The organism is Acidovorax sp. M2(2025), from assembly GCF_049330835.1.
In the GTDB taxonomy this organism is placed as follows: domain Bacteria; phylum Pseudomonadota; class Gammaproteobacteria; order Burkholderiales; family Burkholderiaceae_C; genus Acidovorax.
This window is the reverse complement of record NZ_CP186262.1, coordinates 3,678,915-3,702,002: the sequence shown is the minus strand read 5'-3', so window position 1 is coordinate 3,702,002 and position 23,088 is coordinate 3,678,915. Positions and strand designations below refer to the sequence as shown.

The window sequence follows — 23,088 nt, the reverse complement described above, 5'->3', positions numbered from 1 at the left end:
GGCGGGATGGCCGGGCGCGCACCTGTGCGTGCTGAATGCAAAAGGGTGGCGCTGGGCCACCCTTGGGTCATGTGCCACGCGTTGCCGGGGCAGGCTGGCGCCGGCCCCGGCCTGCGGCGTCAGGCGGAAGGCTGCTCAAACGGCAGCTTCATCGCAGCGAGGTCGCGGCGGGTTTCCACCAGCACCAGCGGGCCTTCGTCCACCACCACCACCGGCGGCCGCTCGCGCGGCACGCGCACGGGCGCGGGTTCTGCAGCGATCGCGGCCTGCACGGAAGCCACCTTGTCGGCATCGGAGTTCACCCACTGCAGGCCCGACGCCGTGGCCACCTGGTGCAGGTCGTCCACCGGCAGGGTGAACGGCTGGACGCGGGGCAGGCCGGGCGCCGCAGCGGTTGCCGCAGCCGCAGGGGCGGGCGCGACGGGGGCGGCGGCGGGCACTGGGGCCACTGCCACTGCCGCGGGCGCTGCCGCAGCGGGCTCCGCCGGGGCGGCGTGCGCAGGCGCGGCTTCGCTGGCGGCCTGGGGCCGGCTGTCGTCGGCGGCCGGGGCGCTGAAGTAGCTGCGGCGCACCGGTTCTTGGGTCTCCTGGGCGGTGGCGGGCGCGACCTGCGTGACGTCGAAGTCCAGCATGGCCGGTGCGGCGGCGTCTGCACCGCCTTCGCGGGCACCCCGCTCGCCACGTTCGCGGCGGTCACGGCCGTAGCGGTCGCGCGAGCGGCGCTCGCGGCGCTGCTCGTCGGCTGCGGGCGCGCCGTTGCCGTTGCCGGCGGGCGCGTCGTTGCCGGTCAGGTCCAGGTCGGGCAGCGAGGCCAGGGGGGCCGTATCAGCAAAGTCGCCGCCGGCGGACGCGGGCGCCGCAACCGGCGCTGCTGCTGCCATGCCCTCTGCGCCTTCGGTGGCGCGCTGCGGACGCTCTGCGCGCTCGCCGCGGTTGCCGCGCTCGCGGCGCGGGCCGCGTTCGCCCCGGGCCTGGGCGGCTGGTGCGCCGTCGGCCGTGGTGCTGCCGTCTGCTGCGGAGGGGGCGGCGTCACCGTTCAAGCCGGTGTTTTGCTGGCGCGCCTCGGCTTCGCGGCGGCCTCGGCCGCCGCCCTCCCGGCCTGGGCGGGGCTCGCGGCCTTCGCCTTCGGTGCGGCGTTCGCCGTCGCGTGGGGTGCGGTTGTCACCGTCGCGGGGTGCACGGCCTTCTGCGGAGCGTTCGCCGCGGCGGTTGCGGCCTTCTGCCGCGCCCTCGCGCGGGGCGCCGTCGCGCTGCTGGCCTTCGCGGTTGCCATCACGGCCACCGCGGCGGCCGCGGCCTTCGCCATTGCGGCCTTCACGGCGGGGTTCTGCGCGGCCGGCGGCTTCCGCCGGGGCTGCTGCAGGGGCCGGAGATGCCGCGGGGGTTGCGGCCGCCGGGGCGCCGCCGAAGCCGAACAGGCTCTTGAGCCAGGCAAAGAAGCCCTGTTCCTGCGCAGCCGCTGCCGGCGCAGCGGCTGCCGGGGCCGGTGCGGGCACGGCAGCCGGGGCGGCGGCGCCGCGCTGCGGCTGGCCCGTGCGCTGGGGGCGGGGCGCGCCCTCGGGCCGGGGCTCGGCCACCGGTGCGGGTGCGTCGGGCAGCACGCCCTTGATCACCGGCGTCTGTTTGTTGGTGGGCTCTTGCGAGCGGCGCGTCACGGCCGTGGGGTCTTCCACTTCTTCGGCAAGCTTGTAGCTGGCCTCGATGTGGTCCAGGCGCGGGTCGTCGTGCTTGAGGCGTTCCAGGCGGTAGTTGGGGGTTTCCAGCGTCTTGTTGGGCACCATCAGCACGGCCACGCGCTGCTTGAGTTCGATCTTGGCGATCTCGGTGCGCTTTTCGTTCAGCAGGAACGAGGCCACTTCCACCGGCACCTGGCAGTGCACGGCGGCGGTGTTGTCCTTCATCGATTCTTCTTGAATGATGCGCAGGATCTGCAGCGCCGACGATTCGGTGTCGCGGATGTGGCCGGAGCCGCCGCAGCGGGGGCAGGGGATGGACGAGCCTTCGGACAGCGCGGGCTTCAGGCGCTGGCGGCTCATTTCCATGAGGCCGAATTTGCTGATAGTGCCGAACTGCACGCGGGCGCGGTCCTGGCGCAGGGCGTCGCGCAGGCGGTTTTCCACTTCGCGGCGGTTCTTCGACTCTTCCATGTCGATGAAGTCGATCACGATCAGGCCGCCCAGGTCGCGCAGGCGCATCTGGCGGGCCACTTCGTCGGCGGCTTCCAGGTTGGTGCGGGTGGCGGTTTCCTCGATGTCGCCGCCCTTGATGGCGCGGGCCGAGTTCACGTCCACGCTGACCAGCGCCTCGGTGTGGTCGATCACGATGGCGCCGCCCGAGGGCAGCTGCACGGTGCGGGCATAGGCCGACTCGATCTGGTGCTCGATCTGGAAGCGGCTGAACAGGGCGGCGTCGTCGCGGTAGCGCTTCACGCGGGCGGCATGCTCGGGCATGACGTGCGCCATGAACTGCTGCGCCTGTTCGTAGATGTCGTCGGTATCGATGAGGATGTCACCGATGTCGTTGTTGAAATAGTCGCGGATCGCGCGGATGACGAGCGACGATTCCTGGTAGATCAGGAAGGCGCCCTTGCCGCCCTTGGCGGCGCCGTCGATGGCGTTCCACAGCTTGAGCAGGTAGTTCAGGTCCCACTGCAGCTCGGGGGCGCTGCGGCCGATGCCGGCCGTGCGGGCGATGATGCTCATCCCGTTGGGGTATTCGAGCTGGTCCATCGCCTCCTTGAGCTCGGCGCGGTCCTCGCCCTCGATGCGGCGCGACACGCCGCCGCCACGGGGGTTGTTGGGCATCAGCACCACATAGCGGCCGGCCAGGCTGATGAAGGTGGTCAGGGCCGCGCCCTTGTTGCCGCGCTCTTCCTTCTCGACCTGGACGAGCAGCTCCTGGCCTTCCTTGATGACTTCGTTGATGCGCGCCTGGCTGGGCGAGACGCCGGGGGCGAAGTACTGGCGCGAGATTTCCTTGAACGGCAGGAAGCCGTGGCGGTCTTCGCCGTAGTCGACGAAGCAGGCTTCCAGCGAGGGCTCGACGCGCGTGACCACGGCCTTGTAGATGTTGCCCTTGCGCTGCTCGCGTCCTTCGATCTCGATTTCGTAGTCGAGGAGCTTTTGTCCGTCGACGATGGCCAGGCGCCGCTCTTCGGGCTGCGTGGCGTTGATGAGCATCCGCTTCATGATGCGATTCCTTCGATCAGTGTGTCGCGGGCCAGCAGCTGCGCCACCCGGTGAAACCGGGGAGCGCGGGCCGCAGTGCCCGCTGTTTCCAAACCCATACAACAAGCTCTACAGGAGCTGTGAATGCCTGGACTGACGCATCGAAACGAAGGGAATTGCCGGGGATGCCTGGGATTTGCCGCGCTCTAGCGCAGCAATGGAAGGCAGGGGCGCGTGGATGGGGGCGAGTGGTAGGAGCGCAGTTTTGCTAGCAAAAGAGTAGCTGGTTGCGCTTGCTGGCTGGGCGTTGCAGGCGGATTGGAGCATGCAGCCGCGGGCAGCAGCCCTCGCCACAAGGTCATCATCCATGCCATCAACAACCACATGCTCGCTTTGATCCGCTGGCAGGCGGCATCCGGGTAGGGTGCCTCTGCCAGCTTGGAGGATTCCGTATCAGTGTTTCAATCTGTCAGCCCGCCGAACGGCGCACGGGCCACTGCAGGCATCTGGCCTGCAATCTGCGCGCGCGACGCCCGCTGGCATCGACCTGCCTGCGCGAGATGTCGGGCCGTGTGGACTAAACTCCAGACAAATCAACCACTTACATAACAACGCACAGGTGAAACACATTATAGGGGCCAAACCGCCATCTGCCCTTACTGCGGCGGCAAGCCCTGCGGCAGCCCGCACCGTGGAGGTCGACGCCGATTCTGCAGGCCAGCGGCTCGATAACTTTTTGATACGCCACCTCAAAGGTGTGCCAAAAACGCACGTCTACCGCATCATCCGCAGCGGCGAAGTGCGCATCAACAAGGGACGCGCCAGCGCCGACACGCGGGTGGAGGCGGGCGACCAAGTGCGCCTGCCGCCCGTGCGCATTTCTGAAAAGGTGGCCGAAAAGGCCGAGCGGCCGGCTCCCGCGCGGGAGTTTCCGATCCTGCGGGAGGACGAGCACCTCATCGCCCTGGACAAGCCGGCCGGCACGGCCGTGCACGGCGGCAGCGGCGTGAGCTTTGGCGTGATCGAGCAACTGCGCCAGGCGCGGCCTGCCGCGAAGTTCCTGGAGCTGGTGCACCGCCTGGACCGCGAGACCTCCGGCATCCTGCTGGTGGCCAAGAAGCGCTCGGCGCTCACCCACCTGCAGGACCAGTTCCGCGAGCGGGAGACCGGCAAAACGTACCTGGCGCTGGTCACCGGCACCTGGCCCGCCAGCAAGAAGGTCATCGACCTGCCCCTGCACAAGTACCTGCAGGCCGACGGTGAGCGCCGCGTGCGCGTGACCACCGCCGACGACCCGGACGGCATGCGCTCCATCACCTTGGTCAAGGTGCGCAGCACGGTGGCGGCGCGGCCGCAGCAGGGCCTGCCCGCGATGACGCTGCTGGAGGTGACCATCAAGACCGGCCGCACCCACCAGATCCGCGTGCACCTGGCCAGCCAGGGCCATCCCATCGTGGGGGACGACAAGTACGGCGACTTCGACCTCAACAAACGCCTGCAGAAGCTGGGGATGAAGCGCATGTTTCTGCACGCCTGGCGGTTACAGTTCAACCACCCCGCGTCGGGCGACCGGATCGAGCTGCGTGCCGAACTGCCGCCCGAACTGGCCGATTTCGTGACACCGCCGCCCGACAGGGCGTGATTGCTTCCATGCCCGCCTCCAGCTTCCGTCCCCGCCGCTTCGATCTCATCGCCTTTGACTGGGACGGCACCTTGTTCGACTCCACCGCCATCATCGTGCGCTGCATCCAGGCGGCCGTGCGCGACGTGGGCGGCACCGTGCCCACCGACAAGGAGGCGGCCTACGTGATCGGCATGGGCCTCATGCAGGCCCTGGCGCACGCCGCACCCGACGTTTCGCCTGAAAAGTACCCTGAACTGGGCCAGCGCTACCGCTTTCACTACCTGCAGCACCAGGACGACCTGAGCCTGTTTGACGGCGTGCTGCCCTTGCTGGCCGATCTGCGCGAGCGCGGCCACCTGCTCGCCGTGGCCACGGGCAAAAGCCGCCGCGGCCTGGACGAGGCGCTGCACTCGGTGCAGCTCAAGGGGGTGTTTGACGGATCGCGCACGGCCGACCAGACGGCGGGCAAGCCGCATCCCCTCATGCTGCAGGAACTGATGGCCGAATTTGACGTGCCGCCCGAGCGGCTGCTGATGGTGGGCGACACCACGCACGACCTGCAGATGGCCCTCAACGCAGGCTGTGCCAGCGTGGCGGTGAGCTACGGTGCGCACGAGCCCGAGGTCTTCCACGCGCTGCAGCCGCTGTATGTCGCCCATTCGGTGCAGGCACTGCACGACTGGCTGGCGCAGCATGGCTGAGGCAGCTTTCCTTGGCATGGCGGCCCCGGAGCACCCCCGCACATGACCGCCGCCTCTCCCGCGCAGGCCATTGCACTGTGCGCCAGCCAGGATCTGATCGACGGCGGGCTGGCCGTCGGGTTCGACGTGGTGTATGCCGGCCAGCACTGCAGGGCCTTTGCCATCCGCTACCAGGGCGTGGCCCATGCCTACCTGAACCGCTGCACCCATGTCCCGATGGAGATGGATTACCAGCCGGGCCGCATCTTTGATGATTCCGGCCGCTGGCTGTTGTGCGCAACGCATGGGGCGGCCTACCAGCCCAGCACGGGCCAGTGTGCGGGCGGGCCCTGCCGGGGTGGACTGGTGAAAATTGCGTTGTCGGAAAGCGACGGCGTAGTGCACTGGCATACTGCCGACAACCTGCACCCCGTAGAGTTTTGAGAATTTCGATGAACGACCTGCATGTCCCGTCGCCCCGGCGCCCCGTGTTGCGCCCCGCCGCACGGTCCCATGCCGCGCCAGGACGCATGCCATGACCGATCCGCAATCGCCCGGCTCTCCGGGCAATGACCCGAAAACCGACGCAACGCCCGATCTGTGGGCGCAAGCAGCTACAAATTCAGGAGCATCTGTGAACGAACCCCTGCGTGAACCCGGCTGGGAACGCGCCACGCTGGAACGGCTGGCTTTTTCCGCCCTCAACGAACAGCGCAGCGCCCGCCGCTGGAAGATATTTTTCCGTCTGGCCTGGCTGGTGCTGATCGCCGCCATTGCCTTTGCCGCCCTGCGCCAGGCGTCGCCCAGCACCAGCACCAGCACGCCCCACACGGCGGTGGTGGACATCAAGGGCGAGATCGCCAGCGGCGCCGAGGCGAGCGCCGAGTTCGTGGTGGCCGCCATGCGCAGCGCGCTGGAGGACGAGGGCTCCCAGGCCTTGGTGCTGCTCATCAATTCGCCCGGCGGCAGCCCTGTGCAGGCCGGCATCATCAACGACGAGATCGTGCGCCTGAAGGCCAAGCACAACAAGCCCATCTACGCCGTCGTGGAGGAAACCTGCGCCTCGGCCGCGTACTACATCGCGGCGGCGGCCGACGACATCTATGTGGACAAGGCCAGCATCGTGGGCAGCATCGGCGTGCTGATGGACGGTTTTGGCTTCACGGGCACCATGGAAAAGCTCGGTGTGGAGCGCCGATTGCTCACGGCGGGCGAAAACAAGGGCTTTCTTGACCCCTTCAGCCCCCAGACCGAAAAGCAGCGCGCCTATGCGCAGACCATGCTCGACCAGATCCACCAGCAATTCATCGCCGTGGTGAAGGCCGGCCGGGGCGACCGCCTCAAGCCCACCGCCGAGACCTTCAGCGGCCTGTTCTGGACCGGCCAGCAGGCCGTGGAGATGGGCCTGGCCGACAAGCTGGGCAGCCTGGACTATGTTGCGCGCGAAGTGGTCAAGGCCGAGGACATCATCGACTACACCCGCCGCGACAACGTGGCCGAGCGCCTGGTCAAGCGCTTCGGCGCGGCCATCGGCGTGGGCGCCGTCAAGTCGATCTCGCTGGCCGGACCCCAGCTGCGCTGAGCGCTGCGCACAGGAGGTGCGTCAGCGGCCCAGGGCAAACACCACGGGCGTGCGGTTGTCCGGTGCGCTCGGCTGCTGGCGCCACTGGCTTACCGTCCGGCTCTGGATGCGTGCGGTGGGCAGGGTCAGCCCGCTGGCGAGCGCCAGCCGTGTGGCGGGCTGCAGCGTCTGCACCAGGGCCTGCCACAGGGCTGCGTTGCGGTAGGGCGTCTCGATGAAAAGCTGGGTCTGGCCCGACCTCAATGCCAGCGCTTCCAGCTCCCGGATGCGCTGGCTGCGCTCCGTACCGTCCTGCGGCAGATAGCCGGTGAACGCAAAGTTTTGCCCGTTCATTCCGCTGGCGGCCAGCGCCAGCAGCAACGACACCGGCCCCACCAGGGGCGCCACCGCAATCCCCAGGTCGTGGGCCGCGCGCACCACGGAAGAGCCGGGATCGGCCACCGCCGGCATGCCCGCTTCGCTGACCAGCCCCACGTCCTGGCCCGCCAGGGCGGCGGCCAGCAAGGGCTTGGCGTCAAACGGCGCCGCCCCCTTGCCGCCGTGGTCCCCCTTCTTGTGGACCTCCCGGGGGAGTTCGGTGATCTGCTGTTGCTGCAGTGGTACGGCCAGCGGGTAGAGGGCGTCCACGCGCTTGAGGTAGGCGCGGGTGCTCTTGGCGTTCTCGCAAATCCAGTGCGTGAGCCGGGCTGCCGCTTGCAGGGTGCCGGCCGGCAATGCGTCCTGCAAGGGCGCCTGGACGTCGCAGCCGAAGTCCAGCGGAGCGGGCACCAGGTACAGCGTGCCGGGCTGCGGCGCGCTCATGGCAGCACCAACCCTGCAGCGCGCAGCATGCGGCAGGTGCGGATCAGCGGCAGGCCGATGAGGGCCGTCGGGTCGTCGCTGTGGATGGCGTCCAGCAGCGCAATGCCCAGGCCCTCGCTCTTGGCGCTGCCTGCACAGTCGTAAGGCTGCTCGGCGCGCAGGTAGCGTTCGATCTCGCCGTCATCCAGGGCGCGAAAGCGCACTTCCACCGGCGACAGATCGACCTGCTCGAAGCCTGTGGCGCTGCACACCACGGCCACGGCCGTCTGGAAGACCACCGTCCGGCCGCGCATCTGCTGCAACTGCTGCACGGCGCGTGCATGGTGGCCCGGCTTGCCCAGGGGGGCGCCGTCCAGGTCGGCCACCTGGTCGGAACCGATCACGATGGAATCCGGATGCTGCTCGGCCACCGCGCGCGCCTTGGCCAGGGCCAGGCGCAGGGCGAGTACGCGGGGCGCCTCGCCAGGCTGCGGCGTTTCGTCCACCGCGGGGGCGGCCACTTCGAACGGAAGGTTCAATCGCTGGAGCAATTCGCGCCGGTAACGGGAGGTGGAGCCCAATACCACAGGGCGTTGCGGGGAAGGGGATTGAAGCATCCGCCGATTCTCTTACACTGCCGCCATGACCAAGGAATTCTCCCCGCAGCGCCTGGACGTGAAAGCCTTCGCACAGGCGGGCGGTCGGCTGTCGGGCCACGACTCGCTGCTCAAGTATGAGCGGCTGGCCCAGGAGGCGAAGGGACTGCACCCCGACTTGATGGTGGACTGGGAGGCGGTGGGCGAGGTGCGCACTGTGCTGGGTGGCATGGGGCAGGTGTGGCTGCACCTCAAGGTGCGGGCCAGCTTCCCGATGGAGTGCCAGCGGTGCCTGACGCCCGTCGATGTCCCGCTGGAAGTGGACCGCGGGTTCCGCTTCGTGGCCGACGAGGCCACGGCCGAGGCCCTGGACGATGAAAGCGAAGAAGACCTGCTGGCCATGAGCCGCGAATTCGATCTGCGCGAGCTGATCGAGGACGAACTGCTGATGGCCTTGCCCGTGGTGCCCAAGCACGACGAGTGTCCGACCACGGTTGCGCTGTCGTCGTCGGACGAGGATTTCGAGGAAGCCAGCGCCCAGAAGCCCAACCCTTTCGCGGCGCTGGCAGCCTTGCAAAAGGGCGGCAAGCCCTCGTGAACAGGGATATAGAAGCCCTGCAAAGCGTTTAGGCTATAATCGAGGGCTTCGCGCGAATCCCCCTCGTGTCTTTAATGGGCTGATCGCGTTTTTACCAACCTATTCAAGACCAGGAGCCATCATGGCCGTTCAGCAAAACAAAAAGTCTCCCTCCAAGCGCGGCATGCACCGCTCGCACAATGCCCTGACGGTGCCGGGCATTGCCGTGGAACCCACCACGGGTGAAACCCACCTGCGCCACCACATCAGCCCCAACGGCTTCTACCGTGGCCGTCAAGTGCTGAAGAACAAGTCCGAAGCCTGACCTTCCCGCCACCCGCAGGCCCGCTGCTACTGAAACCGTAGCGCGGGCCTTTGTTTTGGTTATTGCATTTGACCCTCCGGCCGCCAAGGCCGGCCAGACTAGTCGCCCATGATCACACTGGCTGTTGACTGCATGGGGGGCGACCATGGCCCCCGCGTCACGCTCGCGGCGTGCCGCCAGTTCCTTGAGAACCACCCCGATGCCCGGCTGCTGCTGGTTGGCCTGGCTGACAGCCTGCAGTCCTTTGCGCACGAGCGCGCCACGGTCGTCCCTGCCTCGGAAGTCGTGGCCATGGACGATCCCGTGGAAGTCGCCCTGCGCAAGAAAAAGGACTCCTCCATGCGGGTGGCCATCCAGCAGGTCAAGGATGGCGCCGCCCTGGCGGCGGTGTCGGCAGGCAACACGGGCGCGCTGATGGCCATCGCCCGCTACCTGCTCAAGACCCTGGATGGGATCGACCGTCCGGCCATCGCCACGCAGATGCCCAACGCCGTCGGCGGCGCCACCACGGTGCTGGACCTGGGGGCCAACGTCGATTGCTCGGCAGAGCACCTGCTGCAGTTTGCGGTGATGGGCTCCGCCCTGGTGTCGGCGCTGCAGAACGGCGGCGAGCCCACGGTAGGCTTGCTGAACATTGGCGAGGAAGTCATCAAGGGCAGCGAAGTCATCAAGAAGGCGGGTGAACTCCTGCGATCTGCTGGCAACGCGGGTGATCTGAACTTCTTCGGCAACGTCGAGGGCAACGACATCTTCAAGGGCACCGTGGACATCGTCGTCTGTGACGGCTTTGTGGGCAACGTGGCATTGAAGGCCAGCGAAGGGGTGGCTTCGATGATCATCGGCGCGCTTAAAACGGAGTTTTCGCGCAACATCTTGACAAAAACCGCTGCCATCGTCGCGTATCCGATCCTAAAGGCCCTGATGAAGCGCATGGACTACCGGCGCTACAACGGCGCGGCCCTGCTGGGGCTGCGCGGGCTGGTGTTCAAGAGCCATGGCTCGGCCGACGCGCTGGCATTCGAGCAGGCGTTGAACCGGGCGTATGATGCAGCCCGCAACAACCTGCTCGACCGCGTCCGGAGCCGGATTGCGCACGCGGCGCCGCTTCTGGCGCCCTCCGATGCCCAGTCCCGGTCCGCGTAGCGGCGACGATCACACATTGATGAGACGCTACTCCCGCATTACCGGCACTGGCAGCTACCTGCCACCGCGCCGGTTGACCAACGCTGATCTGGTAGATGAACTGGGCCAGCGCGGCATTGAAACCTCGGACGAGTGGATTGTGGAGCGCACCGGCATCCGTGCGCGCCACTTCGCGGCCCCTGACGTCGCTTGCAGCGACCTGGGCGTGGAGGCTGCCCGCAATGCCCTGCAGGCAGCGGGGCTCGCACCGACCGATATCGACCTGATCATCGTGGCGACCTCGACGCCCGACATGGTGTTTCCTTCGGCGGCCTGCATCCTGCAGAACAAGCTGGGGGCCAACGGCTGCCCGGCGTTCGATGTCCAGGCCGTGTGCAGCGGCTTCATTTATGCCCTGACGGTGGCCGATGCCATGATCCAGTCGGGCGCGGCACGGCGCGCACTGGTCGTGGGCTCCGAGGTGTTCAGCCGGATTCTGGATTTCAACGACCGCACCACCTGCGTGCTGTTCGGCGACGGCGCGGGCGCTGTGGTGCTCGAGGCCTCGGACACGCCCGGCATTCTCTCCAGCGACCTGCATGCCGATGGCAAGCACGTCGACATCCTGTGCGTCCCTGGCAGTGTCTCTGGCGGCCAGGTGCTGGGCGACCCCTTGCTCAAGATGGACGGCCAGGCGGTCTTCAAGCTGGCGGTCGGGGTGCTGGAAAAGGCCGCCCATGCGGTGCTGGAAAAGGCCGGGCTGAAAGAGTCCGACATCGACTGGCTCATCCCGCACCAGGCCAACATCCGCATCATGCAAGGCACCGCGCGCAAGCTCAAGCTGCCCATGGACAAGGTGGTGGTGACGGTGGACCAGCATGGCAACACGTCTGCCGCCTCGATTCCGCTGGCGCTGGACCATGCGGTGCGCACAGGCCAGGTCCAGCCGGGCCAGACCTTGCTGCTCGAAGGCGTGGGCGGCGGGTTCACCTGGGGCGCCGTGCTCCTGAAGTTGTAGCTGGCTGCGCTTGCTGGGCAAGCGCTGGAGCCAGTTTTTAATCTCGTTTTCGGATTCTCATGAAATCGTTCGCATTTGTCTTTCCAGGGCAAGGCTCGCAGTCGGTCGGCATGCTCGACGGATGGGGAGATCACCCTGTCGTGCTCCAGACCCTGCAGGAGGCCTCCGATGCCCTGGGCGAAAACGTGGGCCTGCTGATCAAGGAAGGCCCCAAGGAGGCGCTGGCGCTGACCACCAACACCCAGCCCGTCATGCTGGTGGCCGGCGTGGCTGCCTGGCGCGTCTGGCGTGCAGAGGGCGGTGCCGTGCCGGCAGCCGTCGCGGGCCATTCGCTGGGCGAGTATTCGGCGCTGGTCGCCGCCGGCGTGCTGACCCTGGCCCAGGCGGCGCCGCTGGTGCGCCTGCGTGCCGCAGCTATGCAGGAAGCGGTGCCCGTCGGTGCCGGGGCCATGGCGGCCATCCTGGGCATGGAGGCTTCCAAGGTCATCGCCGGTTGTGCCGAGGCCGTGGCGTCGTTCGGGCCGGGCACGGCCGAAGTGGTGGAGGCGGTCAATTTCAACGACCCGGTGCAGACGGTAATCGCCGGCACCAAGGCGGGTGTGGAGAAAGCCTGCGAAGTGCTCAAGGCTTCCGGGGCCAAGCGGGCGTTGCCCCTGCCCGTGTCCGCACCCTTCCATTCAAGCCTGATGAAGCCTGCCGCCGAGAAGCTGCGTGCGGCGCTGGCGGAGACTGCCCTGGCTGTCCCCCAGATTCCCGTGGTGAACAATGTGGACGTGGCGGTGCGCGAAGACGCGCAGGCCATCCGCGATGCGCTCTACCGGCAGGCGTTCGGGCCGGTGCGGTGGGTGGAATGCGTGCAGGCGCTCAAGGCGCGCGGCGTCTCCCATCTTGTTGAATGCGGCCCCGGCAAGGTGCTGGCCGGCATGACCAAGCGCATCGACCCCGAACTGGTGGGGGCTGCACTGTACGATCCGGCCACGCTGGCCGAAACCCGGGAGCTTCTGGCATGACGCAAACCACCTCCGCAGCGCAGGTCGCGCTGGTCACCGGCGCATCGCGCGGCATCGGGGCGGCCATCGCCCTGGAACTGGCGCTTCGCGGCTACCAGGTCGTAGGCACGGCCACGACGGACGAGGGCGCCGCCCGCATCAGCCAGGCCTTGTCGACCTATCCGGGCTGCCGTGGCGCCAACCTCAACGTGAACGATGCGGCCGCCGTGGAAGCCCTGCTGGACGCCATCGTCAAGCAGCAAGGCGGGCTGCACGTGCTCGTCAACAACGCGGGCATCACGCGTGACACCCTGGCCATGCGCATGAAGGACGAGGACTGGGATGCGGTGCTGGACACCAATCTCAAGGCCGTGTTCCGCGTGAGCCGGGCCGCCATCCGGCCCATGATGAAGCAGCGCTTCGGCCGCATCATCAGCATCACCAGCGTGGTGGGTGCTTCGGGCAACCCGGGGCAGGCCAACTACGCCGCCGCCAAGGCGGGTGTCGCAGGCATGACGCGCGCGCTGGCCCGCGAACTGGGCAGCCGGGGCATCACGGTCAACTGCGTGGCGCCAGGATTCATCGAAACCGACATGACTTCCGTGCTGCCCGAAGACCAGCAAAAGGCCCTCAATGCCCAGATTCCCCTGGGCCACATGGGCAAGCCGCAGGACATCGCGCACGCGGTGGCCTACTTGGCCTCCGCGCAGGCGGGCTATGTGACGGGGCAGGAATTGCACGTCAATGGCGGCATGTACATGTAATTGTTGAAAGTTAACGCCGGTTCATCCGGACGGCGGGCCGCCACGGGGCTTTTCCTTAAGCGGCTAGAATCGCGGATTCATTCACAACCCCCAGAGGGAAACCATGAGCGATATCGAAGCACGCGTCAAAAAAATCATTGCCGAACAACTCGGCGTGGAAGAGTCCCAGGTCACCAACGAAAAGGCTTTCGTGGCCGACCTCGGTGCCGACTCGCTTGACACGGTGGAGCTGGTGATGGCGCTGGAAGACGAATTCGGCATCGAGATTCCGGACGAAGACGCCGAGAAGATCACCACGGTGCAAAACGCCATCGACTACGCCAACACCCACCAGAAGGCCTGAGCGGGCCAAGCGCCTGACTCTAGCGATCAGCAGAAGGTTTTTTACGCATGAGCCGTCGTCGCGTTGTCGTGACCGGCCTGGGTTGCATCAGCCCCGTGGGCAACACGGTGGCCGACGCCTGGGCCAATCTCCTTGCCGGCCAGTCCGGCATTGGCCTCATCACCAAGTTCGACGCGTCGAACTTCGCCTGCAAGATTGCGGGCGAGGTCAAGGGTTTTGACCTGGAGTCGTACATCAGTGCCAAGGACGCGCGCGCGATGGACAGCTTCATCCACTTCGGCATTGCGGCCGCCGCGCAAGCGGTGCAGGACGCAGGACTGCCCACGGGTGAGGCGCTCAGCGAGGAACTTGCCACGCGCATTGCGTGTGTGATCGGGTCGGGCATCGGCGGCTTGCCGCTGATCGAAAACACGCATGGGGAACTGGCCAGCCGCGGCCCCCGGCGCATCACGCCCTTCTTTGTGCCTGCGTCCATCATCAACATGGTGGCTGGCCACGTGTCGATGCGCTTTGGCTTCAAGGGACCGAACCTGTCGGTCGTGACCGCTTGCACCACGGGCCTGCATTGCATTGGTGAAGCGGGCCGGATGATCGAGTACGGCGACGCCGATGTGGTGGTTGCCGGTGGCACGGAGTCCACGGTCTCGCCGCTGGGCATCGGCGGTTTTGCCGCCATGCGCGCGCTGTCCACCCGCAACGACGATCCGGCCACCGCGTCCCGCCCCTGGGACAAGGACCGTGACGGCTTCGTGCTCGGCGAAGGCGCCGGGGTCATGGTGCTCGAGGAGTACGAGCACGCCAAGGCGCGCGGCGCCAAGATCTACGCAGAACTTGCAGGTTTTGGCATGAGTGCCGATGCCGGGCACATGACGGCGCCCAACATGGACGGCCCCCGCCGCGCCATGCTGAATGCTCTGCGCAATGCCAGGGTGAATGCCGACGAGATCGGCTATCTCAACGCCCATGGCACCTCGACTCCCCTGGGGGACCTCAATGAGACTAATGCCATCAAGGCAGCGCTGGGCGACCATGCCCACAAGGTGGTCGTGAGCTCCACCAAGTCCATGACGGGGCACCTGCTGGGTGGTGCGGGAGGGATCGAGAGCATCTTCACGGTGCTGGCCTTGCATGAGCAGAAGATTCCGCCCACGATCAACCTGTTCAACCAGGATCCGGAATGCGATCTTGACTACTGCGCCAACACTGCGCGCGACGTGAAGATGGACGTGGCGGTCAAAAACAACTTTGGTTTTGGTGGCACGAACGGGACGCTGGTCTTCAAGCGCGCCTGATGCCCCCGAGGGGGCCTTGTCCGAACCGCCGCATCGCGCCGTGCCCTGGCGGATTCGCGCAGCCTGCCGGCGTGTTGCCGCTGTTCGCGCAGCCGCCAGTCCGGTCGGCGCCTTGCGCTCTGAGCCATGCCCTTTCCTTTCACCCCGGCGCCGCGGTGTTGTTGGCCGCGGGGGCGTTGCCATCGCCGTTCGGCCGGAGGTTGAGCAGGCCCGGGCAGGGCGGCTGTGATGGGCGTGAATTCACGGCGGCACCCGCCTGCGGTGCAGTATCCCGTGCGGCGCAGCCATGCACTGGCCTGGTTGCTGGCACTCCTTCTGGTTGGCGCCGCGGCCGGGGTGGCCGGGTGGCTGCTCCACGCGGGACGCCAGGCCCCGGCGGGATTTGTGCTCACCGCCGCAGGCTGCTGGCTTCTGGCCGCAGCCAGTTCCGTGCATTACTGGTGGCGCCAGCCCGCTGCAGTCCTGCGCTGGGATGGCCAGTTCTGGACGCTGGAGACGGCTTCCCGCCCGCCTCGGTCTGCGGGCCCTCCGGCCACCGTCGGTGCGCCGGCGGTGCTGTTGGACCTCCAGGCCCATCTGTGGGTGCATGTGCAAGCCGAGGGGCGTGCGCGCACGTGGCTCTGGCTCGAGCGTTCGGCCTGTCCGGAGCGTTGGTTGGACTTGCGCCGTGCGGTATATTCGCGCCCCAAACCGGGCGCTGGCAACGCTGACGTAACCGCCCTGGCCCGCAGCCATGGGCGTGAATCCTGAGTATCCATGACTGTAATTCCGCCTTCCCCTTCCGAAGACAGCGATCTCCAACTGGTGGAGCGCACGGTCGCGGGCGATCAGCGTGCCTATGAGTTACTGGTCATCAAATACCAGCGCCGCATCGAGCGCCTCATTGGGCGCATGGTCCGCGATACCGACTTGATCCAGGACATCGCCCAGGAGACCTTCATCCGGGCCTACCGCGCCTTGCACCAGTTCCGTGGCGAAGCGCAGTTCTATACCTGGCTCTACCGCATTGCCGTCAATACCGCCAAAAAGGCGCTGATGGACATGAAGCGCAACCCCGTCATTTCCGAGAACGCGCTGCGCGGTGGGGACGATGAAGATGAAACTTCCAGCCTGGGGCATGAACTAACCAGCGACGAAACCCCCGAAACCGTGCTGGCTGCCCAGGAAATTGCGCAAGCCGTCAATGCCGCGATGGAGGCATTGCCCGAGGACTTGCGCCAAGCGGTGACTCTGCGGGAGATCGAGGGGTTGAGCTACGAAGAGATCGCAACGGTGATGGAGTGCCCCATCGGTACCGTTCGGTCGAGGATTTTCAGGGCGCGCGAGGCCATATCGGCCCGGGTGCGCCCTTTGCTGGAAAACCAGTCGGGCAAACGGTGGTGAGCGAGGTGATGCAATGAGCAAGGCGATGATGGCGGGTGGGCTGGCCGACAGTGCCGCTGCGGACGAACTGCGGCGGGAGCAATTGTCGGCATTGATGGATGGCGAGCTGGACGGCGGGGCCTGGGACGGCACGCTGAACTACGCCACGGCGGAGGAAGGGCAGGCCTGCTGGCAGCTCTACCACCTGGTGGGCGATGTGTTGCGTTCTCCGGAACTGGCGCAGGCTCCCAGCCCGGCGTTCATGGCGCGCCTGCGCGATGAATTGGCCAAGGAAGCCCCTCCGGCAGCGGCGGGGCTGCGGGCCGCGGAAGCCCATCCCGTGGTGGTGGCGCCTGCCTTGGCTGAAGCAGCCAACGCGTCCGTTTTCCGCTGGAAGATGGTGGCCGGCGTCGCATCGCTCGCCGCGGTGGCTGCCATTGGCTGGACCTCGCTGGAGGCGCTGCAGGGTCCAGGGCCGGGCGCCCAGATGGCGTTGTCGAGCGGTACCTCAGGGGGCGCCGCAGGCGCGCCCGTGGTCGCCGTGGCGGATGCCGAGAGCCAGCAGGTCATGCTTCGCGACCCACGCCTGGACGAACTGCTGGCTGCGCACAAGCAGTTTGGCAGCACATCGGCCTTGCAGATGCCTGCGGGCTTCCTGCGCAACGCGACGTTTGAGACGTCCGGTCGCTGAGGGCGCGTGGGCGGCGTTTCAGGGGGCGGTGGCAGTGCCCGCTTCGGCCCGGGGGGCGGGCCGGCGCGCTTGCGCTGAGCTTCTGAGCGCAGAAGGTTCCCGTATCAAGAATTTGCAATGAGCCATCCAGGGGTTTTTGGCATCGGGGCGGGGGCACCGCTCCGCCGTGTCACGGCAGGGCTGCTGTGGGCGCTGTGCTGCGCCAGCTTTTCGGCGGCGGCAGGCCCACAGGCTGCGGACCGGGCGTCGTCGGCTTCCGCCGCTGCATCCGGTGTGGACAGCGCCGTAGCGCCGGCCGAGCGTGGCATCGTGCAGTGGATCGAGCGCATGCACGGTGCGCCGTGTGTGCGGCCTTACGCGGGTACGTTCGTGGTCTGGGCAGCTTCGGGCGCCATGGCCAGTTCGCGCATCTGGCATGCGTGCGACGGCCAGCAGCAGGTCGAGCGCATCGAGGCGTTGACGGGCACGCCCCGCACCATCTTTCGCCGCAACGATGAGGTGCGGACGTTTTTTCCACAGTCCCAGACGGTCCGGCTCGACCGCCGGGAGTCGCCGGGGCTGTTCCCCCGCGTCCCGGTGGTGGACGGAACCTCCGTGGCCCAGTTTTACGCGTCCCGTGCCGAAGGACAGGAGCGTGTGGCCGGGTTCATGGCCGATGTGGTGCGGTTCAAGCCGGTGGACAGCCTGCGCTTCGGGTACAAACTGTGGAGCGAGCGCGAAACCGGGCTGGTGGTGAAGCTGCAAACGCTCGGGCCGGATGGCCGCGTGCTGGAGCAGGCCGCTTTTTCGGAGCTGGACCTGAATGCCTCCCTCGGGACGGAGCAGCTGCTGCGCATGATGGAGGCCACTTTAGGCTACAAGCGTATCGAACCGACGGTCGTCAAGACCACCGTGGCCGCCGAAGGGTGGGGGCTGCGGCAGCCGGTGGCCGGCTTCGTGCCCGTCAGCTGCCACCGGCGCTCGGTCGCAGCGGCCGGCAACAGCCAGGCGAGCGTGCTGCAGTGCTTGTATTCGGACGGGCTCGCCTCCGTGTCGCTGTTCCTGGAGCCTTTCAATGCCGAGCGCCATCCCGCTCAGCCGCAGGTGGCCACGGCGGGGGCCACCCAGGTGCTGGGGCAGCGCATTCTGCCTGACGTCTGGCTCACGGTGGTGGGAGAGGTGCCGCTGCAGACATTGCGGCTGTTCGCGGGCCAGCTGGAACGCTTGCGCTAGCCGGGCACACCTGCTGGGGGTGTGCGCGCGGCAACTTCTGCCGGTCAAGTGCCCGGGTGCAGTGCGCGGACCGAAAAGGCTTGCGGCGGGCGCATGGCATGTCGTGCCTGAGGGAACCATTTGCAGCGGGATTTTTCACAGTGAGACACGGTTGTATGTCTCTGCTTGCCACGTTTACGAAAGGTTGAAGATGCGGAATTTCAATGGGAGTGCGCTGCGTTCGATTGCATTGGCCTGCGCGTTTGCTGCCGTGGGCAGCGGCGCAGTCTTGCCGGAGCGCGTGCTGGCACAGCCCGCTGCAGCGGCACGCGGGCTGCCGGACTTTACCGATCTGGTGGACCAGGTGGGGCCGTCGGTGGTAAACATCCGCACCGTGGAAAAGGCGTCCAGCCGCGCCAACGCGAATGGCATGGACGAGGAGATGCTGGAGTTTTTCCGCCGCTTCGGCGTGCCCATTCCCAACATGCCGCGGCAGCAGCGCCCGCAGCGTCCCCAGGACGATGAACCGCAACCCCGTGGGCTGGGTTCCGGCTTCATCCTGACCGGCGATGGCTATGTCATGACCAATGCCCATGTGGTGGAGGGGGCCGACGAAGTGATCGTGACCCTGACCGACAAGCGCGAGTTCAAGGCCAAGATCATCGGTGCCGACAAGCGCACGGACGTCGCGGTCGTGAAAATCGAGGCTACGGGCCTGCCGGCGGTGAAGGTGGGGGACGTGGGGCGACTGCGCGTGGGTGAATGGGTCATGGCCATCGGTTCGCCCTTCGGGCTGGAAAACACGGTGACTGCAGGCATCGTCAGCGCCAAGCAGCGCGACACGGGCGACTACCTGCCCTTCATCCAGACCGACGTGGCCATCAACCCCGGGAATTCCGGCGGTCCCCTGATCAACATGCGCGGCGAAGTGGTCGGCATCAACAGCCAGATCTACTCGCGCTCGGGCGGCTTCATGGGCATCTCGTTTGCCATTCCCATGGACGAAGCCATCCGCGTCAGCGACCAACTGCGTGCCTCGGGCCGCGTCACGCGGGGCCGCATCGGCGTGCAGATCGGCCAGGTCACCAAGGACGTTGCGGAATCGATCGGCCTGGGCAAACCGCAAGGGGCGCTCGTTTCCGGCGTGGAGGCTGGCTCGCCTGCCGAGAAGGCGGGCGTGGAAGCCGGGGACATCATCACGCGCTTTGACGGAAAGGCCATCGAAAAAGTGGCCGACCTGCCGCGCCTGGTGGGCAACACCAAGCCAGGTACGAAGAGCACCCTGACAGTGTTCCGGCGGGGCGCATCGCGGGACCTGCCGATCACCGTGGCCGAAGTGGAGCCGGACAAGCCGGCTGCCAAGTCGGTGGAACGCGAGGAGAAGCCCAAGGCATCTCCGGCCGCGCAGCAACTGGGCTTGGCGGTGACCGAGCTCTCGGAGGCGCAGAAGAAGGAGCTCAAGATCAAGGGCGGCGTGCTGGTGGCCTCGGCCACCGATGCTGCGGCACGCGCCGGCCTGCGCGAGGGGGACGTGATCCTGGCCGTGGCAAACACCGAGGTCGCTGGCGTGAAGGAGTTCGAAGCGGTGCTGGCCAAGGCCGACAAGGGCAAGGCTATCAACGTGCTGTACCGCCGCGGAGAGTGGACGCAGTACGTGCTGATCCGTCCTTCCCGTTAAGACGCCTGGCGTGCGCCGGTGGCCACGGCCACGCAAGCAGGGGCAATGCCCCTGCTCTCGCTAGGTCTTTGTGCCCGCTGGTTCGCCCAATTTTTTGACCCGGTGGTCCAGGCGTTGAAAGTTAGCCTGGGCTCACTTTGGTGCCGAGCTATTCACCGAATTCGATAGAATAGCGGCGGCTTTCAACTCTTATTTGTATATTGGTGCCTGCTGCGCCCACGATGCGGGATGTGGCGGTGCAATACACAGCCGCTCCACAGCTCACCCACAAGTTGTTCAGTGATGGTGCGGGGTTGCTTGTGAATAAGTTGTTGATAAAATTCTTGTTGCACCCTGGCAACTTCCCCTGGATGGAGTCGGGCGGGCTTCCCGGTACGGGCTTTTTGCCTACAATGAAGATCCAACTATCGCAGTTGCCAATGATTGTTGGTTCAGGGCGCGTCGCCATTCGACGCGCCCTTTTTTCTTGTGTGCTCCGTTTCAATTCAATCACTTGACGCTTTCCGTTGATGAACCACATCAGAAATTTCTCCATCATTGCGCACATCGACCATGGCAAGTCCACGCTCGCTGACCGCTTGATCCAGCGCTGTGGTGGCCTTGCGGAACGGGAGATGGAGGCCCAGGTCCTGGACTCGATGGACATCGAAAAGGAGCGTGGGATAACCATCAAGGCGCAGACCGCGGCGCTGCAGTACAAGGCCCAGGATGGCCAGGTCTACAACCTCAATCTGATCGACACGCCCGGCCACGTGGACTTCTCGTACGAGGTCTCGCGTTCGCTGTCGGCCTGCGAGGGCGCATTGCTGGTGGTGGATGCATCGCAGGGCGTGGAAGCCCAGACGGTGGCGAACTGCTACACCGCATTGGAGCTGGGGGTCGAGGTCCTGCCGGTGCTCAACAAGATGGACTTGCCCAACGCGGACCCCGACAACGCGAAGGCCGAGATCGAGGACGTCATCGGCATCGATGCCACCGATGCCATTCCCTGTTCTGCCAAGACCGGTTTGGGCATTGACGAAATCCTGGAGGCCATCGTCGCCAAGGTGCCCGCTCCGCAGGGGCAGGCCGACGGGCCGCTGCGCGCCATGATCATCGACAGCTGGTTCGACAGCTATGTCGGCGTGGTGATGCTGGTGCGTGTGGTGGACGGCCGCCTGCTCAAGGGCGAGCGCATCAAGATGATGGCCACGGGCGCTGCGTATGAGGCGGGCAGCCTGGGCGTGTTCACGCCGGCCAACCAGCCGCGCGACAAGCTTGAAGCCGGCGAGGTGGGCTACATCATTGCCGGCATCAAGGAGCTGCAGGCCGCCAAGGTGGGCGACACCATCACGCTGGAAAAGAAGCTCCCCAACAACGCCGGTCCTGCGTCCGAGGCGCTGCCGGGCTTCAAGGAAATCCAGCCACAGGTCTTTGCGGGGCTGTACCCCACCGAGGCCAGCGAATACGACTCGCTGCGCGACGCGCTGGAAAAGCTCAAGCTCAACGATGCCTCGCTGCACTACGAGCCCGAGGTGAGCCAGGCGCTGGGCTTTGGCTTCCGCTGCGGCTTTCTGGGGCTGCTGCACATGGAGATCGTGCAGGAGCGCCTGGAGCGTGAGTTCGACCAAGACCTCATCACCACCGCGCCCAGCGTGGTGTACCAGGTGGTCAAGGCCGACGGCGAGATTATCATGGTGGAGAACCCGTCCAAGATGCCGGACCAGGGGCGGCTGGAAGAGATCCGCGAGCCCATCGTGACGGTGCACCTCTACATGCCGCAGGATTACGTCGGCCCGGTGATGACCCTGGCCAACCAGAAGCGGGGCGTGCAGATCAACATGGCCTACCACGGCCGCCAGGTGATGCTGACCTACGAGATGCCGCTGGGCGAGATCGTGCTCGACTTCTTCGACAAGCTCAAGTCGGTGTCGCGCGGGTATGCGTCGATGGACTACGAGTTCAAGGAATACCGGGCGTCCGACGTGGTGAAGGTCGACATCCTGCTCAACGGCGACAAGGTGGACGCCCTGTCCATCATCGTGCACCGCTCGCAGGCCCAGTTCCGTGGCCGTGCCGTGGTGGGCAAGATGCGCGAGATCATCAGCCGCCAGATGTACGACGTGGCGATCCAGGCGGCCATTGGCGCCAACATCATCGCGCGCGAAACCATCAAGGCGCTGCGCAAGAACGTGCTGGCAAAATGCTATGGGGGTGACATCACCCGCAAGCGCAAGCTCCTAGAAAAACAGAAAGCAGGGAAGAAACGCATGAAACAGATCGGATCGGTCGAGGTGCCGCAAGAGGCATTCCTGGCCATTTTGCAGGTGGAAGACTGATGCAGCAGTTCATGCAGATCTTTACCGCCTTGGTGCTGGCCGCGTTTGGCGGCTACATCGGCGCTTGGTATTTCGGCGCCATCGAGGGCAACTTCGCCCTGCTGCTGTTCTTGGCCACCGTGGTGACCGGGGCCTACTGGCTGGCGGAGCGGCTGTACTTCCTGCCCCGGCGGCGCCGTGCCGCGCAGGCCATCGAGGATGCCGCTGTGCAACGCCGCGCCGAGTTGGACCGCATGGGCATCCAGAAGGTGGACGTGGATGTGCAGGAAGCCAAGGGCAGCCTGCTCATGCAGCCCTGGTGGCTGGACTGGACCGCCGGGCTCTTCCCGGTGATCGCTGCAGTGTTCCTGCTGCGCTCGTTTCTCTTCGAGCCGTTCAAGATCCCATCGGGCTCCATGATTCCCACGCTGCTCGTGGGCGACCTGATCCTGGTGAACAAGTTCACCTACGGCATCCGCCTGCCGGTCATCCACACCAAGATCACCGAAGGGACCAAGCCTGCGCGTGGCGACGTGCTGGTGTTCCGCTACCCGCCCCAGCCCAGCCTGGACTACATCAAGCGCGTGGTGGGGGTGCCGGGCGACGAGGTGGCCTACTTCAACAAGCGCCTCACGGTGAACGGCAAGCCGATCGATACCAAAGCGCTGCCGGATTTCTTCGACGAAGACTCGATGCGCTACTTCAAGCAGTTCGAAGAGCAACTGGGGGGGCAGCCCCACCGCCTGCTGAACAACCCGGATGTGCCCGCCTTTGTGCAGGGCGCCAGCAATTTTGCCTACCGCCAGAACTGCCGCTACAGTGTGGAAGGCGTGGTGTGCAAGGTGCCGGAAGGCCACTATTTCATGATGGGCGACAACCGCGACAATTCGCTGGATTCGCGCTACTGGGGCTTCGTGCCTGAGGGCAACATCGTCGGCAAGGCCTTCTTCATCTGGATGAATTTCGGCAATCTCAAGCGCATCGGCTCGTTCCATTGAACGGCGCCTGTC

22 protein-coding genes are annotated in these 23,088 nt (G+C 66.4%); 18 read left to right on the top strand and 4 right to left on the bottom strand.

The genetic code is table 11. The features are described 5' to 3' along the window. Positions 1-119: 119 nt before the first annotated feature. The gene (locus ACOYR3_RS17115) at positions 120-3,188 is read right to left on the bottom strand and encodes an Rne/Rng family ribonuclease (RefSeq protein ID WP_422843519.1); all 3,069 of its coding nucleotides are present in this window, start codon (positions 3,186-3,188) and stop codon (positions 120-122) included. Positions 3,189-3,786: 598 nt separating this feature from the next. Between ACOYR3_RS17115 and ACOYR3_RS17110 the strand changes: the two genes are divergently transcribed. The 4 genes from ACOYR3_RS17110 (at position 3,787) to ACOYR3_RS17095 (ending at position 7,053) form a co-directional block, all read left to right on the top strand. Continuing rightward, positions 3,787-4,809, top strand: a complete 1,023-nt coding sequence (locus ACOYR3_RS17110; protein ID WP_422843518.1) for an RluA family pseudouridine synthase — start codon at positions 3,787-3,789, stop codon at positions 4,807-4,809. Positions 4,810-4,817: 8 nt separating this feature from the next. After that, a complete protein-coding gene (locus ACOYR3_RS17105; protein ID WP_422843517.1) occupies positions 4,818-5,492 on the top strand; it encodes an HAD family hydrolase in 675 nt (224 codons plus the stop codon). A gap of 42 nt (positions 5,493-5,534) precedes the next feature. Beyond that, the gene (locus ACOYR3_RS17100; protein WP_422843516.1) at positions 5,535-5,915 is read left to right on the top strand and encodes a Rieske (2Fe-2S) protein; all 381 of its coding nucleotides are present in this window, start codon (positions 5,535-5,537) and stop codon (positions 5,913-5,915) included. 91 nt (positions 5,916-6,006) lie between these two features. Continuing rightward, positions 6,007-7,053, top strand: coding sequence for a S49 family peptidase (locus ACOYR3_RS17095; RefSeq protein ID WP_422843515.1), 1,047 nt, complete (start codon positions 6,007-6,009; stop codon positions 7,051-7,053). 21 nt (positions 7,054-7,074) lie between these two features. Here ACOYR3_RS17095 and ACOYR3_RS17090 read toward each other — a convergent pair whose 3' ends face one another. Both ACOYR3_RS17090 and ACOYR3_RS17085 read right to left on the bottom strand, forming a co-directional pair. Beyond that, the gene (locus ACOYR3_RS17090; protein WP_422843514.1) at positions 7,075-7,854 is read right to left on the bottom strand and encodes an SAM-dependent methyltransferase; all 780 of its coding nucleotides are present in this window, start codon (positions 7,852-7,854) and stop codon (positions 7,075-7,077) included. Beyond that, entirely contained in the window at positions 7,851-8,450 is a 600-nt protein-coding gene (locus ACOYR3_RS17085) for a Maf family nucleotide pyrophosphatase (protein ID WP_422843513.1), read from the bottom strand. Before ACOYR3_RS17085 ends, ACOYR3_RS17090 begins: the two co-directional genes overlap by 4 nt. A 25-nt stretch (positions 8,451-8,475) precedes the next feature. On the opposite strand from ACOYR3_RS17085, the gene ACOYR3_RS17080 reads away from it, so the two are divergent. The 12 genes from ACOYR3_RS17080 to ACOYR3_RS17025 all read left to right on the top strand — a co-directional run bounded on the left by ACOYR3_RS17080 (position 8,476) and on the right by ACOYR3_RS17025 (position 19,781). Further along, on the top strand, positions 8,476-9,027 hold the full coding sequence (locus ACOYR3_RS17080; protein ID WP_422843512.1) for a YceD family protein: 552 nt from the start codon (positions 8,476-8,478) through the stop codon (positions 9,025-9,027). A gap of 121 nt (positions 9,028-9,148) precedes the next feature. Continuing rightward, on the top strand, positions 9,149-9,331 hold the full coding sequence (gene rpmF, locus ACOYR3_RS17075; protein ID WP_011794326.1) for a 50S ribosomal protein L32: 183 nt from the start codon (positions 9,149-9,151) through the stop codon (positions 9,329-9,331). 108 nt (positions 9,332-9,439) lie between these two features. Beyond that, complete coding sequence (gene plsX, locus ACOYR3_RS17070) at positions 9,440-10,474, top strand: phosphate acyltransferase PlsX (protein ID WP_422843511.1); 1,035 nt, start codon at positions 9,440-9,442, stop codon at positions 10,472-10,474. A gap of 19 nt (positions 10,475-10,493) precedes the next feature. After that, the gene (locus tag ACOYR3_RS17065; RefSeq protein ID WP_422843510.1) at positions 10,494-11,471 is read left to right on the top strand and encodes a beta-ketoacyl-ACP synthase III; all 978 of its coding nucleotides are present in this window, start codon (positions 10,494-10,496) and stop codon (positions 11,469-11,471) included. Positions 11,472-11,530: 59 nt separating this feature from the next. Next, positions 11,531-12,481, top strand: coding sequence for an ACP S-malonyltransferase (gene fabD / locus ACOYR3_RS17060; RefSeq protein ID WP_422843509.1), 951 nt, complete (start codon positions 11,531-11,533; stop codon positions 12,479-12,481). Next, entirely contained in the window at positions 12,478-13,224 is a 747-nt protein-coding gene (gene fabG / locus ACOYR3_RS17055; RefSeq protein WP_422843508.1) for a 3-oxoacyl-ACP reductase FabG, read from the top strand. Before fabD ends, fabG begins: the two co-directional genes overlap by 4 nt. Positions 13,225-13,327: 103 nt before the next feature. After that, positions 13,328-13,567, top strand: a complete 240-nt coding sequence (acpP, locus tag ACOYR3_RS17050; RefSeq protein ID WP_003058049.1) for an acyl carrier protein — start codon at positions 13,328-13,330, stop codon at positions 13,565-13,567. A gap of 47 nt (positions 13,568-13,614) precedes the next feature. Beyond that, positions 13,615-14,859 carry a beta-ketoacyl-ACP synthase II gene (gene fabF, locus ACOYR3_RS17045; RefSeq protein WP_422843507.1) on the top strand — a complete coding sequence of 415 codons (1,245 nt, stop codon included), beginning with the start codon at positions 13,615-13,617 and terminating at the stop codon, positions 14,857-14,859. A 756-nt stretch (positions 14,860-15,615) separates the two neighbouring features. Next, on the top strand, positions 15,616-16,242 hold the full coding sequence (gene rpoE / locus ACOYR3_RS17040) for an RNA polymerase sigma factor RpoE (RefSeq protein WP_422843506.1): 627 nt from the start codon (positions 15,616-15,618) through the stop codon (positions 16,240-16,242). A gap of 13 nt (positions 16,243-16,255) precedes the next feature. Further along, on the top strand, positions 16,256-16,912 hold the full coding sequence (locus tag ACOYR3_RS17035; RefSeq protein ID WP_422843505.1) for a sigma-E factor negative regulatory protein: 657 nt from the start codon (positions 16,256-16,258) through the stop codon (positions 16,910-16,912). A 117-nt stretch (positions 16,913-17,029) separates the two neighbouring features. After that, a complete protein-coding gene (locus tag ACOYR3_RS17030) occupies positions 17,030-18,124 on the top strand; it encodes a MucB/RseB C-terminal domain-containing protein (protein WP_422843504.1) in 1,095 nt (364 codons plus the stop codon). Positions 18,125-18,314: 190 nt separating this feature from the next. Beyond that, entirely contained in the window at positions 18,315-19,781 is a 1,467-nt protein-coding gene (locus tag ACOYR3_RS17025) for a DegQ family serine endoprotease (RefSeq protein WP_422843503.1), read from the top strand. Positions 19,782-19,929: 148 nt separating this feature from the next. Here ACOYR3_RS17025 and ACOYR3_RS17020 read toward each other — a convergent pair whose 3' ends face one another. Beyond that, on the bottom strand, positions 19,930-20,301 hold the full coding sequence (locus ACOYR3_RS17020; RefSeq protein ID WP_422843502.1) for a hypothetical protein: 372 nt from the start codon (positions 20,299-20,301) through the stop codon (positions 19,930-19,932). Between ACOYR3_RS17020 and lepA the strand changes: the two genes are divergently transcribed. Both lepA and lepB read left to right on the top strand, forming a co-directional pair. Continuing rightward, entirely contained in the window at positions 20,291-22,099 is a 1,809-nt protein-coding gene (gene lepA, locus ACOYR3_RS17015) for a translation elongation factor 4 (protein WP_422843501.1), read from the top strand. The genes ACOYR3_RS17020 and lepA overlap by 11 nt on opposite strands. After that, positions 22,099-23,076, top strand: a complete 978-nt coding sequence (gene lepB / locus ACOYR3_RS17010; RefSeq protein WP_422843500.1) for a signal peptidase I — start codon at positions 22,099-22,101, stop codon at positions 23,074-23,076. Before lepA ends, lepB begins: the two co-directional genes overlap by 1 nt. The last annotated feature ends 12 nt before the right edge of the window (positions 23,077-23,088 follow it).

Excerpts from the sequence above, each read along its gene's own strand:
- ACOYR3_RS17025 (WP_422843503.1), top strand. The coding sequence starts at position 18,315 with ATGCGGAATTTCAATGGGAGTGCGCTGCGTTCGATTGCATTGGCCTGC.
- fabF (WP_422843507.1), top strand. The coding sequence starts at position 13,615 with ATGAGCCGTCGTCGCGTTGTCGTGACCGGCCTGGGTTGCATCAGCCCC.
- fabG (WP_422843508.1), top strand. The coding sequence starts at position 12,478 with ATGACGCAAACCACCTCCGCAGCGCAGGTCGCGCTGGTCACCGGCGCA.
- ACOYR3_RS17085 (WP_422843513.1), bottom strand. The coding sequence starts at position 8,450 with ATGCTTCAATCCCCTTCCCCGCAACGCCCTGTGGTATTGGGCTCCACC.
- rpoE (WP_422843506.1), top strand. The coding sequence starts at position 15,616 with ATGACTGTAATTCCGCCTTCCCCTTCCGAAGACAGCGATCTCCAACTG.
- ACOYR3_RS17090 (WP_422843514.1), bottom strand. The coding sequence starts at position 7,854 with ATGAGCGCGCCGCAGCCCGGCACGCTGTACCTGGTGCCCGCTCCGCTG.
- ACOYR3_RS17030 (WP_422843504.1), top strand. The coding sequence starts at position 17,030 with ATGAGCCATCCAGGGGTTTTTGGCATCGGGGCGGGGGCACCGCTCCGC.
- ACOYR3_RS17100 (WP_422843516.1), top strand. The coding sequence starts at position 5,535 with ATGACCGCCGCCTCTCCCGCGCAGGCCATTGCACTGTGCGCCAGCCAG.
- ACOYR3_RS17080 (WP_422843512.1), top strand. The coding sequence starts at position 8,476 with ATGACCAAGGAATTCTCCCCGCAGCGCCTGGACGTGAAAGCCTTCGCA.
- ACOYR3_RS17115 (WP_422843519.1), bottom strand. The coding sequence starts at position 3,188 with ATGAAGCGGATGCTCATCAACGCCACGCAGCCCGAAGAGCGGCGCCTG.
- ACOYR3_RS17020 (WP_422843502.1), bottom strand. The coding sequence starts at position 20,301 with ATGTGGTTCATCAACGGAAAGCGTCAAGTGATTGAATTGAAACGGAGC.
- ACOYR3_RS17065 (WP_422843510.1), top strand. The coding sequence starts at position 10,494 with ATGAGACGCTACTCCCGCATTACCGGCACTGGCAGCTACCTGCCACCG.
- plsX (WP_422843511.1), top strand. The coding sequence starts at position 9,440 with ATGATCACACTGGCTGTTGACTGCATGGGGGGCGACCATGGCCCCCGC.
- ACOYR3_RS17035 (WP_422843505.1), top strand. The coding sequence starts at position 16,256 with ATGAGCAAGGCGATGATGGCGGGTGGGCTGGCCGACAGTGCCGCTGCG.
- rpmF (WP_011794326.1), top strand. The coding sequence starts at position 9,149 with ATGGCCGTTCAGCAAAACAAAAAGTCTCCCTCCAAGCGCGGCATGCAC.
- acpP (WP_003058049.1), top strand. The coding sequence starts at position 13,328 with ATGAGCGATATCGAAGCACGCGTCAAAAAAATCATTGCCGAACAACTC.
- lepA (WP_422843501.1), top strand. The coding sequence starts at position 20,291 with ATGAACCACATCAGAAATTTCTCCATCATTGCGCACATCGACCATGGC.
- lepB (WP_422843500.1), top strand. The coding sequence starts at position 22,099 with ATGCAGCAGTTCATGCAGATCTTTACCGCCTTGGTGCTGGCCGCGTTT.
- ACOYR3_RS17095 (WP_422843515.1), top strand. The coding sequence starts at position 6,007 with ATGACCGATCCGCAATCGCCCGGCTCTCCGGGCAATGACCCGAAAACC.
- ACOYR3_RS17105 (WP_422843517.1), top strand. The coding sequence starts at position 4,818 with ATGCCCGCCTCCAGCTTCCGTCCCCGCCGCTTCGATCTCATCGCCTTT.
- fabD (WP_422843509.1), top strand. The coding sequence starts at position 11,531 with ATGAAATCGTTCGCATTTGTCTTTCCAGGGCAAGGCTCGCAGTCGGTC.